Origin of the sequence: Pandoraea sp. PE-S2T-3, assembly GCF_002179965.1 — a bacterium.
Taxonomy (GTDB): domain Bacteria; phylum Pseudomonadota; class Gammaproteobacteria; order Burkholderiales; family Burkholderiaceae; genus Pandoraea.
Genome location: NZ_NGUQ01000035.1, coordinates 55,913 through 67,630, shown reverse-complemented (window position 1 = coordinate 67,630; position 11,718 = coordinate 55,913). Strand labels below are relative to the sequence as shown.

The 11,718-nt window shown below is 62.6% G+C and carries 11 protein-coding genes and 1 pseudogene; 6 read left to right on the top strand and 6 right to left on the bottom strand.

The annotated features are described in order from the left end of the window. The first annotated feature begins 56 nt into the window (after positions 1-56). The 5 genes from CDV46_RS20800 to CDV46_RS20780 all read left to right on the top strand — a co-directional run bounded on the left by CDV46_RS20800 (position 57) and on the right by CDV46_RS20780 (position 5,980). Positions 57-449: an integration host factor subunit alpha gene (locus CDV46_RS20800; RefSeq protein ID WP_058378175.1), complete on the top strand. Its 393-nt coding sequence runs from the start codon at positions 57-59 to the stop codon at positions 447-449. A gap of 65 nt (positions 450-514) precedes the next feature. After that, the gene (locus CDV46_RS20795; protein WP_087687044.1) at positions 515-910 is read left to right on the top strand and encodes a MerR family transcriptional regulator; all 396 of its coding nucleotides are present in this window, start codon (positions 515-517) and stop codon (positions 908-910) included. A gap of 329 nt (positions 911-1,239) precedes the next feature. Beyond that, a complete protein-coding gene (locus tag CDV46_RS20790; protein WP_087687045.1) occupies positions 1,240-3,513 on the top strand; it encodes a bifunctional diguanylate cyclase/phosphodiesterase in 2,274 nt (757 codons plus the stop codon). Positions 3,514-3,974: 461 nt separating this feature from the next. Beyond that, positions 3,975-5,558 (top strand): sensor domain-containing diguanylate cyclase, encoded by a 1,584-nt coding sequence (locus tag CDV46_RS20785; RefSeq protein ID WP_087687046.1) that lies wholly within the window; start codon positions 3,975-3,977, stop codon positions 5,556-5,558. A gap of 158 nt (positions 5,559-5,716) precedes the next feature. Further along, on the top strand, positions 5,717-5,980 hold the full coding sequence (locus tag CDV46_RS20780) for a hypothetical protein (protein WP_174554605.1): 264 nt from the start codon (positions 5,717-5,719) through the stop codon (positions 5,978-5,980). A gap of 7 nt (positions 5,981-5,987) precedes the next feature. On the opposite strand, the pseudogene CDV46_RS20775 reads toward CDV46_RS20780, so the two are convergent. The 4 genes and pseudogenes from CDV46_RS20775 to CDV46_RS20760 all read right to left on the bottom strand — a co-directional run. Next, positions 5,988-6,155 (bottom strand): annotated as a pseudogene (locus CDV46_RS20775) (rubredoxin); the annotation flags it as partial. Between the two features lie 212 nt (positions 6,156-6,367). After that, positions 6,368-6,706, bottom strand: a complete 339-nt coding sequence (locus tag CDV46_RS20770) for a hypothetical protein (protein ID WP_087687048.1) — start codon at positions 6,704-6,706, stop codon at positions 6,368-6,370. A gap of 381 nt (positions 6,707-7,087) precedes the next feature. Beyond that, positions 7,088-7,402: a hypothetical protein gene (locus CDV46_RS20765; RefSeq protein WP_087724715.1), complete on the bottom strand. Its 315-nt coding sequence runs from the start codon at positions 7,400-7,402 to the stop codon at positions 7,088-7,090. 90 nt (positions 7,403-7,492) lie between these two features. Beyond that, on the bottom strand, positions 7,493-7,927 hold the full coding sequence (locus CDV46_RS20760) for a hypothetical protein (RefSeq protein WP_140413446.1): 435 nt from the start codon (positions 7,925-7,927) through the stop codon (positions 7,493-7,495). A gap of 387 nt (positions 7,928-8,314) precedes the next feature. On the opposite strand from CDV46_RS20760, the gene CDV46_RS20755 reads away from it, so the two are divergent. Continuing rightward, positions 8,315-8,548 (top strand): DUF3717 domain-containing protein, encoded by a 234-nt coding sequence (locus CDV46_RS20755; protein ID WP_087687051.1) that lies wholly within the window; start codon positions 8,315-8,317, stop codon positions 8,546-8,548. Positions 8,549-8,594: 46 nt separating this feature from the next. On the opposite strand, the gene CDV46_RS20750 is transcribed toward CDV46_RS20755, so the two are convergent. Together CDV46_RS20750 and CDV46_RS20745 are read right to left on the bottom strand one after the other, a co-directional pair. Next, a complete protein-coding gene (locus CDV46_RS20750; protein WP_087724713.1) occupies positions 8,595-11,258 on the bottom strand; it encodes a sensor domain-containing protein in 2,664 nt (887 codons plus the stop codon). A 231-nt stretch (positions 11,259-11,489) separates the two neighbouring features. Beyond that, a complete protein-coding gene (locus CDV46_RS20745; protein ID WP_058378184.1) occupies positions 11,490-11,708 on the bottom strand; it encodes an RNA-binding S4 domain-containing protein in 219 nt (72 codons plus the stop codon). Between the last annotated feature and the right edge of the window lie 10 nt (positions 11,709-11,718).

The following is an 11,718-nucleotide window of genomic DNA, read 5'->3' as shown; positions in this document are numbered from 1 at the left end:
TGTAGAGTCTGGTTGCGAGTGGTTTATCGCACTGTCATCGCCATCGCGTGGGACGTATGAACGAAATGAATCCTGGTGAATTTGAAGCCATGCTCGCGGCGCAGCGAATCGCGCTGGGTCGTAGCGAAGTGAATGAAGTCGGCACCGAAGCGCCGACGCTGACCAAGGCCGAACTGGCCGAGTTGTTGTTCGAGCACGTGGGTCTGAACAAGCGCGAGGCCAAGGATATGGTCGAAGCGTTTTTCGAATCGATCCGCGATGCGCTCGAATCGGGTGATAGCGTCAAGCTCTCCGGCTTCGGTAACTTCCAGTTGCGCGACAAGCCGCAACGCCCGGGCCGCAATCCGAAGACGGGGGAGGCGATTCCGATCGCCGCCCGTCGTGTCGTGACCTTCCACGCCAGTCAGAAGCTCAAGTCGATGGTGGAGTCTGGCGTACTGAGCAAGTAAGTCCCCGGCCGCCGCTTTCTGTGGCGGCCGTATCCTAACTGTCGTTCAAACACGCTGACGCCGCGATGGATCACGTTGCCTTGCCGCCGATTCCCGCCAAGCGTTACTTCACCATCGGTGAAGTGAGCGAGTTGTGTGGTGTCAAGCCGCACGTGCTGCGCTACTGGGAGCAGGAGTTCACGCAACTTCGCCCGGTCAAACGCCGCGGCAATCGACGGTACTACCAACATCATGAAGTCCTGCTGATCCGGCGTATCCGGGAGTTGCTCTATGAGCAGGGCTTCACCATCAACGGGGCGCGCAACCGGCTTGAAGCCGACACGCCGCGCGGTGCTCGCAACGCCGTTGCTGCGGCGGCACGCGCTGCCACCGAGGCGGGCGCGGACGATGCCGAGACCGGTTTCGACGTGGACGATCTGCGCCGCAAGCTCGAAGCGGTCATCGATCTGCTGAAGCCCTGAACTCCGCGTCAGCGCTTTCCCTGTAACGCGTCTGTCTCCGGGATTCTCCCGATGCAGCGAACGCCGAAAACTCCGTAATCCGAGATAAGAGACGCCGTTACGGCGGGGCTGCGCTCGCCGGTGGCAAAATCGACACGGCAAGTATCCGGATGCGCGATAAACATCCCCCGATTGAGTGACGTGGAACGGCTTTCAGGGCCGGGCCGATTGTCTTACACTTGCCGGAAAACATGGCGGCGATATCATTCGCCACCCGTTGGATCCTCTGAACATTCCGGGCCAACATCGACCATCGAGCGGGGGCGCGATGGCTGAAAGGATCTCGACCTATGGTGGAACCGAGCACGACGGGAGCGAGGCGAGGGCGCTGGACGACGTCCTATCGTTCAATCGTCGCGATTCTGATTTTCGGTTTCCTGATCCTTGTCCTCGTCTGGACAGCGGTGCTGTGGCGCATCTCCCTCGAACACAAGGCCATTCTGCGAGACGCCGCTGCGTCGGCGTCGACCGTCGCCAGCGCGCTGGAACAGCAGACCTTGCGCGCCATCCGTCAGGTCGACCAGATCACCCGCTTCGTCAAATTCGAGTTCGAACATCATCGCAGCGAGTTCAGCCTGAACGGGACGCTGGAGGCGGGGATCGTTGCCGACCGTCACATGGTGCTCGTGAGTCTGGCCGACGCCAAAGGCAACATCACGGCCGCCACCATCCCGGGGCGTAGCAACGGCGTGAGCATTGCCGATCGCGAGCACTTTCGCGTTCATCTCGACGATGCGAGCGAGAACCTCTTCATCAGTCACCCCGTATTCGGCCGCGTGTCACGCAAGTGGGTGCTGCAATTCTCGCGTCGTCTGAATAACCCGGATGGCAGCTTCGCCGGGGTCGTCGTCGTTTCGCAAGAGCCCAGTTACTTCACCGCAGACTTTTACACTAACGCCGTGCTCGGGCAGTACGGTCAGATCGCCGTCATCGCCGACGATGGCACGCTGCTTGCGCGCAGTACCGGCGCCGGGGTGGCCGTGACCGGGACGGGCGAGTTGCCGCCATTTCCGGCCGCACAGCGTAACTCGGGTGTACAGCGCGACCCGATCGACGGCGTCGAACGCGTGGTGGCTTACCGCCACCTCGGCGACTATCCGCTGGCCGTTCAGGTTGGCCTGTCGATGGATGAGGAACTGGCTGAGTATCGTCACGTGGAGCGTGTCTATCTCACGATGGCGACGTTCGTCTCGGTGGCACTGGTGGTGTTCTTCGCACTCATTGCCTATCTGATGCAACGCCTGATTGGTCGCGATCAGCAACTCACGCGCCTGATTTCCTACGATGCGCTGACCGGGTTGCCGAATCGCTACGCATTGATGGAATCGTTACGAAACGACCTGGCCGATACGGGCGGTGTCGGCAAAGTGGCCTTGCTGCATATTGATCTGGACAACTTCAAGAGCGTGAACGACACCCTGGGGCATGCGCAGGGTGATGAGATCATCCGGCAGGTGGCGGAGCGCTTTATCGCGCGCGTGCCGCCCGACGCCTTGTTGGCGCGCTTCGCCGGCGACGAGTTCATGGTGGTGTTGCGGGGCGACGAGGCGGTGACCCAAGCCGAGCCGCTCGCCGAGGCCCTGCTTGCCGTTTTGAAGGCACCGATGGTGGCTGACAGCACGTCGTTTGCGCTGCACGCGAGTATCGGCGTGACCTTCTGGTCCAAGCCGGAGGAAACCGAAGCCGATCTCATCAAGAAGGCCGACCTGGCCATGTATTCCGCGAAAGAGGCGGGCAAGAGCGTCGTGAGGGTGTACTCGCAACAGATGACGTATCAGGCGCATCAGTTAGTGGTGTGGGAGCGTCAGATGGAGCAAGCGCTCGCCAACGGTGAGTTTTTCCTGGCGTATCAGCCGATCGTCGCGCTTGAGTCCGATTGCATCTGCGGTATGGAGGCGTTGATCCGGTGGCGTCACCCCGAGCGTGGCGTGATTGCTGCGGGGGAATTCATCCCGCTGGCCGAGACGACGGGCCAGATTGTCGCCATCGGTGAATTCGCTTTGGCGCAGGCCTGCCGGCAACTGGCCGCATGGCGCGATACGCCGATGGCATCGCTGCGCCTCGCGGTGAACGTCTCATCGGTGCAGTTCTGGCGTGGTGATATCTGCGAGCTGGTCGAACGCTACGTCCGCGAATATGACATCGGGCCCAGCCGTCTGGAGCTGGAAATCACCGAGTCGGTGATGGTCAAGAACCCGGCGCTGGTCGAGTCGAAGATCAACCAGCTCAAGCGCACCGGCGTGCGTATTGCGCTCGACGACTTCGGTACCGGTTATTCGTCGTTATCCTATCTGACGCGCTTTGCCGTCGACACGCTCAAGGTCGACCGGTCTTTTGTCGAATCGATTCCCGACTCGTCGCGCTCGTGCCTGATGATCTCGAACATCGTGAACATCGCGCGCTCGCTGGGTATCGAGTTGATCGTCGAGGGTGTGGAGAACGAACGGCAACTGGCGTGGCTGCGTCACTTTGTTCCGTTGGCAGCTCAGGGCTACTGGTTTTCCCGGCCGGTGGAAATCGAACAGATGGAATCGGTAATTGAGCGTTTCGGTATTTGCGGATAAAGGAAGCGGAAATGATAAAGGCCGAACCTTTCTAGTTAATAGATTAAATAGGGATTCGTAATAAGTCGGTGTTTTGGTAGTCTTTGGTTCTGGCAGACCGTCGGAGTGCTATAGAATTAGCGGGACTTCGCCAGATAAAGAGAGCGCAAGCGGAACGCAAGAAGACCACCGGAAGCAGACCACGAGAATGATCACGGCAGACTGTCAACAGCCTGCAATTGTCGGGGTGGAGAATAGTTTGCAGCAAGGATCCGGAGGCACGGGGCGCGACAAGCCGAGGATCGGGAACGGGGAAAAGAGTTAGACGCGCAGACCAGAATTGGCAGGTATTTGCCGGCGCATCGGATGCCGGTCGCGACCAGAACTTCTGTCCGGGGAAAGACAGAAGCGCGATCAATTTAGGCGAACCGCTTTGCCAACGTAACAAGTGAAAAATATTAGAACGAGCGTTTGATTTTCGGATGAGGATACGGCATTGGCTTTATGCCGCCTGCGTTGCGGTTGGCGTGCTGGTCGCCTGCTGGGTCGCGGCGGACCGGACCGCCACCTCGTTGGTTGGCGATAAGCTCGCGCAGAGCGTGGAGGCCGGGCAGACCGTGGCCGATCGCGTGGCCGACGGCATGATTCACGCCATCAACACGGATTTGTCCATGGTGAGGGCGATTCCGTCGACGCTGGCCGAAGTGGACCTGCTGCGCGACGTGCTGCGCCCGGCCAACGGGCCGGCGAGCGCACCCGACGTCGTGGCGCGTGCCAACGACTTCCTGCAATCGGCGCAGGGCTATTTCGGCGTCGACCGGGTGTGGGTCATCGACACGCGGGGCGTTTGCGTAGCCGCGAGCAATTTCCGCGATACCCCTTCGCCCGTCGGGCAATCGGCGGCGGGAATGCCGTACTTCACTAACGCCATTCTGGGCGCACGCTTCGAAAGTTACGCGGCGGGTTGGGAGCATCAGGCCCCCGGCCTCTATTTCAGTGCGCCGGTATATCGCGAAGGCATTCTCATCGGCGTGGTGATGACCAAGATCGGGCTGGCACGCCTGCGTCACTGGGTCGCTAACGGCGAGTCCTTCATCACCGACGGCAACGGCGTGGTCATCATGGCCAACGATCCGCGCTTCGAAAACCGTTTCATGCTCGATGGCAAACTCGGCGGGCTGTCCGAGCCCGAGCGGCAGGCGCTTTACCAGCGCAACGATTTCTCGCGGATGCCCATCTTTCCGTTCAAGCGGGCACCGGGCCGTGCCAACGCCTGGGTGCCGCAGGAACTGCTCGACCAAATGTCGGAATTCGACGAGTTCCACAAGCCGTTTGTCATTACCACGCGCGCGAGTTCGAGCAACGATCTGACCGTCTACGCGGTGGAAAACGTCGACGCGTGGGAGAGCCTGACTCGCCAGCACGCGAAGGATTTCGCGTTGTGCTTCCTGCTGTACCTGGGCGGCGTAATCATCCTGATGATGGCCGGGCGCATCTATTGGCGCGAGCGCACACTGCACCGGCAGACGCGTCAGTCGAACGAGGAATTGCGCGCCGCAAACAACCAGTTGGCCTTCGAGGCGAGCTACGACGAACTGACCGGCAGTCTCACGCGCCGTTACTTCTTCCACCGCTTCGATCAGTTGCTGGAGGCGGCACAGCGCAAGAATGAACCGATGAGCCTGATCGTGGCCGATCTCGACCACTTCAAGTCAATCAACGACACCTACGGGCACGCGATCGGCGATCAGGTGCTGTGCCGCTTCGTGCTGGTCTGTTCGTCGACGCTGCGAGGTGACGATCTGATCGGGCGCATCGGTGGCGAAGAGTTTGCGATTTTGCTGCCGGGGGCGAGCGAGCGCGACGCGCTGCGTGTGGCCGACCGTATCCGCGAGCGTTGCAAGCGCGAGTCGCTCGAAGGCAGCGAGCCGCCGCTGCGCTTCTCGGCGAGCTTCGGTATCACCGAATGGCAGGATGAAGATTCGCCGATGAATATGGTCGAGCGCGCCGATATGGCGCTCTATCGTGCCAAGCGCGCCGGACGCGATCGCTGCTGGGTGTTCTAAGCGGTTCGCAGTATTCCGGCGCCGTTACCAATGTCACGTTTGGTAACCAAAGAGGGTGCACGCATCGTGCATCTTGCGGGAACCCGCATGTCTAACGAGTAAGCGTCGCACCGCATTTCGGCGGTGTGACCCGAGTGACTCATGCGGGAGACATCATCGTGAAACGCTTACTCATGCTGGCTGGCGGCGCGGCAATCGCGACGCTCATGGCGGGGTGCGTCGCTGTGCCTTATGGCGGCCCGGCGTACGGCACGGCCTACGGTTCCGACTACTACAACTACTACGGCTATGCGCCGGGATACGCCGTCGCACCTGCGCCGGTCGTGACCGTCGGCGTGGGCGGCTACTACGGCGGCGGTTACTACCGCGGTTGGCGTGGCCGAGGCTGGGGCGGCCGTGGCGGCTGGGGCTGGCACCACTAAGACGCGCTCAGAACTCCGAGAGGGCGAAGTCTTCCTTCGAGACGTCGCACTCCGGGCAGCGCCAGTCGGCGGGCACGTCGGCCCAGCGCGTACCGGGGGCAAGGCCATCGTCCGGTGCGCCTTCGGCTTCGTTGTAAATCCAGCCGCAGATCAGGCAGATCCAGCTCTTGAATTCGATCGGGGTATCCAGCGTGGTGGTCATGACGTTTTGGTAGCAGGGAAACTGACGCGACCCGCATTGTAAAACACGTGCCCGCCGAATTCCCGTTCATGCGATACCCGCCGACGGGAAAGTTAATCCAGATCAAATGCAAAAACGCCCGCGCGCAGGGATGCGGCGGGCGTTGTCGTATGCGTTGTCGACGATGTGACGGGTCCGGCCGGAAGTTACCAGTGGATCGAATTGAGCAGAATCGGGGCCATTTGCGCCAGCGAGTTGAGCAGCGACATGGCGGTATCCCGGTTCGACACTTCCCGCCACAACCGGCTTCGCTCGACGATCCGTTGCCGGTCTTCGGGCGTTTTCACGTCGGGGGAGCGCAGCTCCTTGATGAGATCGATGACGGAGGCGCGGTCGACCGTTTCGGTCACCGAGTGGTGCGCGAGCAATTCGTCCAGATGGACGCGTTCGGCCTCGCTGATATTGTCGGTATTGGCCGTAGCCGGGGAGGGGGACGATGGTGCAGCGGACGACGGTGCAGCAGACGGCTTGTCGGATTGGGTCATACCAGACGTTCTCCCGGAAGTCACTGAAGAGCCACGCCGCCATCGCGCCGCGAATGTAGCGCGAAGTGCGGCGGCTTGACTCCATCATAGGCCGATTCAGGGGCGCTGCGAACCCTCCCATGATGGGTAAAACAGAGGGGCGTGCGAGGTTTTCAGCGGCAACTTAATGCATGTCAAAGCCATGACATCGACGCCCAGATGCGGGGCAAATCGTCAAGCGCAAAAAATTTGCTCAAGGCTGACGCCGAAACGGGCAATCCTCTTGACAGCGTGGAACGGCGGGGCTTTTCAGTGGGTGGTACCGGGTTATCCAGTGGGTTATCCACAGAAGCTGTGGGTAACTTTTCGATATTCGCCAGCACGTTTACCCGCGTTGGCCGATCAACGGAAGAGCGGGCGCAGCATGAGCAGCGCGAAAAACAGCGCGACACCGACTGGCAGCAGGCCGGTGAAAAAGGCAGGCCACGGCGCACGGCCCTTGCGGCGCGCGCCGAACGACGAGATCAGGCCGGCGCAGAGGCACAGCACGCCGACGCCCCAGGTCGGATTGGGGTTCTTCAGCACCCAGGCGGCGGCGGCCAGCAGGCCGATCCAGGCCAGCGGCGTGGCGCCGGGCGGCGGCGGTTTGACGCTCGAAGCGGTGGCCGCAGCGGCGCGCGGGGGCTGACGGGGCGTGTCGGGTGTTTCGTTGGGCATCGAGGCTCCGGAGAATGCGGTGACTTGCACGGGCGTCGGGGTTGCCTCGCGCGCGAAAGCCGCAGCATAGCAAACGTCGACCGTCGACGCTCAGGAGGCAACCGTGGGCAAGGTAACACCGGGTGACGCCGTGGGCACAGCACGCGTCGCGTGAGATTCATGCGCCGCGTGGGCTGGCATGCTGACGTACCAGACGCTGGTGGTGTCGGTGTCGCGCGTCGGAGCGAACTCCGGGAGATTCGCGCAGCGGTCATCGAGGTCGACGTAGCGCTTGAATGGCTTGAGTGGCTTGATGGATTGGATCGGCCTGATCAGTGGCGCCTGCGGGTCGCTCGACGGTAGTACCGCACCGTCACCGTGCGGTGTCACGCGTATCTCGACGCAAGGCTGATGGAATGGGTCGGCCGGCGCACCGGTGCCCGGCGGGATGCCCTGCGCATGGGCGTGCGGCGCATACAGCACGGATAGCGCGGATAGGGCACTCAGCGCACAGAGCGCCATGAACCGCCGGGATGGCCCGGGCATGACGTTCCCAATACCTTCGGGCGCTTGGGCGATCCACGGAGCGCAGCTTGCGCGGGACTTGCGGGGTCTGGCAGGGCTCGGCGGCATGGCGGGCTCCGTCGGGACGAGCGTTGGATCGTCGAACATCGTCGGTGCCGGGCGATGCAAAACCGGCACTTCATAGCTGCCATAAGCCAATATCGTGCCGGAAGCGGTAATGCGATGATTTTTATGGAATTTTCAGTGCCGGATGGAAGGTACTGGTGCCGAAACCTGCATCAAGTGTTGCAGTTCCGAAACGTGGGCCTGAGAATCGGACTCTGTAAAAGGCGATTCAGGCGATTCTCTGATCTTGCGATTACTGTATATAATCACAGTATTCCATTCAACGGCGAGACCGAAATTCCGATGAAATCCAACTATTCCATCGCCGAAATCGAGCAGGCGATCAACTACTGGACCCGTCGTCAGGCGGCCGACAGCCATTGGGCGCTATGCCCGTCGGCGCGTGTGCTGGCCGATATCTACGGAGAGATGATTTACCGCCACGACACCAGCATTGCGGCCGATGCCCTCAATGAGCGCCAGAGTCAGGCGATCGAGACCGCCCTGCATCAGATGGAGTTGGGGCTCGCCCCCTGACCAACCGAAATCCCCGAGCCGTCAGCGCCCGAGCGCCGCAATGCCCTCAGGGCCGAACGATGGTCGTCACGGTGGTTGATGTGACCGTGGTCGCGCGACGCCGGGCATCCCAGCGTTCCAGCCACTTTTCGAGGTCCTCTGCGCTGAGTGCGGGCGCGAACAAAAAGCCCTGTGCCACCCGATAGCCCTGTGCGATCAGCAGATCGCGCTGGGCTTCGTCTTCGACCCCTTCCGCGACAACCGTCAGATGCAAGCTCCGGCCGATGCTGATGATGGCATTGGTGAGCGCACGCACGGTCTCGTCGCGCGTGACGTCGTGCACGAAACTGCGATCGAGCTTGAGTTCCGAGACGGGGAGGCGGCGCAGATAGCCGAGACTCGAATAGCCCGTGCCGAAATCGTCCATCGACAGGCGCACGCCCATGGCGTGCACCTCTTCGATGATGCGTCGCGTGCTCGGATTGTGGTCCATCAGCACGTTTTCGGTGATTTCGATGGCCAGACACGTCGGCGGCAGCTCATTGCCAGCGAGCGTATCGGCGATCATGCGCGGCAGGTCGTGATCGTGGAAGTTGGTCGGCGACAGGTTGACCGACATGTTGCCGATCGCCACCCCGCGACGGCGCCAGTCCGCCAGTTGGCGGCACGATTCGCGTAGCGTCCACGCGCCCAGTTCGCCGATCAATCCGCATTCCTCGGCCAGCGCAATAAAGCGCGTCGGCGAGACGTCGCCGTATTGCGGATGCACCCATCGGGTCAGCGCTTCCACACCGCACACCGACTCATCGAGCAGATTGATCTGCGGCTGGTAATGCAGCCGCAGGGTGTCGCGCCGCAGCGCGTCGCGCATGGCCGTTTCCAGCTCAAGGCGCTCCTGCGCGTGGATATTCATGTCCTCGTGATAGAACCGCACGCTGCCCGGGCTGGCCATCTTCGCCTGATACATCGCCATATCCGCGCGCTGGAGCAGGATGTCGAACTCCTGCCCGTGATTCGGATACAGGCTGATGCCGAAGCTGCCCGACGGGGTGAGCGTCACACCGTCGACCTGACACGGTGCGGTGAGCGCATTGCGCATGCGTTCGATGGCCGCGTCGAGCCGTTCGGGGTCGCACTCGGTGAGCACGGCCACGAACTCGTCACCTGAGAGGCGCGCAACGATATCAGCGCCACGCAGCGACCGGCGCAGGCGCTGGGCAATCGTGCGCAGCAGCACGTCACCGGCCTGATGGCCCAGCGAGTCGTTGACCTGCTTGAAGCGATCCAGATCGAGGAAAATCACCGCCATGCGCGTGTTCAGCTCATGCGCGCTGGCGATGGCCTGCGCAGCCAGCACGCCGAGCATGCTGCGATTTGGCAGGCCGGTGAGGCTGTCCGAGAACGCCAGTTGACGAATGCGCGTGCGCGATTCGTCGCGCTCGAACGCCAGTTTGCACAGGTGCACACACACGTCGACCAGCCGCTCGTGCAAGGCGTCGGGGCCGCGCGGGGTACGGTAATAGAACGCGAGCACGCCGAGCACCCGGCCATCGTTGGCGATGATCGGCATGGCCCACGAGGCGGCCAGTCCGTAGGTGGCTGCCATGTCGCGGAAATCGGCCCAACGCGGGTCGTGAGCGATGTCGGTCACGATGACGCGCCGCGCCTGAAAGGCGGCAGTGCCGCAAGTGCCCACATTCGGGCCGATGGCAATGCCGTCGATGAACTGGTGATACTGCGCCGGCAGGCTCGGGCCGGCTTGCGGCCGCAAGCGGCCTTCGGCGTCCACGCGCACGACCGAGGCCATGACTTCCGGCGCAATCTGCTCCAGCTCACGGCAAATCAGCATGAGCACTTCCACGAGGGGCGCGTCTCGCACCATCGCGGCCAGTGCCTTGTGCTGCAACACTTCCTGAATCTTGGACTGCGTGATGTCCGTGAAAAGCGCCACGGCATTCACGAGCTTGCCGTTCGCGTCGAGGATCGGGTTGGTGACGATCGACGCCCAGAGCGGTTGGCCCTGCGCCGTGCGCACGAGCACTTCGCAATGGCAACTGCGTCCGTCGCGGGCCGATACGAGGCAGCCCGTGAGGGCCTGCTGCACGTCGACGGCAGCTGCACCGCTGGCAAATTCGTCCACCGGGGTGTCGCCGAACGGGCTATGCCCCGATTTGCCGACCACTTCGTCGGCGCGATAGCCGAGCATGCGGGTGAAGCCCGCGTTCACATAACAGACCACGCCTTGCGCATCGGTGATGAGCACGGCGTTATCGGTTTCGTCCACGCCGAGCGAGAGCAGGTGCAGGCGGGCGTTGTCCTGTGCTTCGCGTTCGACGCGATCGGTCACATCGGCGGCGAGCTTGATCACGAAGGCGAGCTTGCCGTCGCGATCGAAAACGGGGTTGTAAGTGGCTTCGAACCAGACGGTGCCGCCATCGCGACGGCGGCGGCGCACTTGATCGGTGTGGGCCCGGCCGGTGCTGACCACGCGCTCGAGCGCGTCGCCACAGGTGGGGTCGCCCGCATCGCAAAGCGTGGCATGTGGCTGGCCGATCAGTTCGTCGCGGGTGTAGCCAACCACGCCGAGCAACTTGTCGTTGACGTCGACGATCGTGCCCTCGGGGGTGAGGGTGAGCATGCCGAGCGAGCGGTCGAGCGCTGCGAGCAACGCATCGCGCCCGGGCGTCGGTGTTGCGCCGGCGGTGGACGACGGTGAACCGGGCACGGCCATCGCAAGGGCCTCCTCAGACGACCTGCGGACATTGTCGGGTGTTACAGGGGCTGGCACACCAAAAACGCTTTCAAGTATAGCGGCCTGCGGCGGCAGGCCGACATGGGAGAAACCGGGAGAGCGCACGGCTTGCGTGCGCGCTGGGGCTGGGTGCGGGGCGGCTTGCGCTGGACGTGGGGCTGGATTTCAGGCGGCAACCCGTGAGGTGGCGGTCACTGAAGCGGCAACTCGTCAGGCGCCAACCACCTTGATCCGGACGCCGTCGAGCGAAACGATCTGCCCGGCGCGGATTTTGCACGTCTTGCGGGATTCGGGCTTGCCGTCGACGCGCACGAGGCCACTCGCGACGAGCGCCTTGCCGGCGCCTCCGGAGTCGGCCACGCCGGCGACTTTGAGCAAGTCGTTCAGGGCGATGAATTCGCCAGTGAGTTCAAAAGTAACGTTTTGCATGATGGACCGG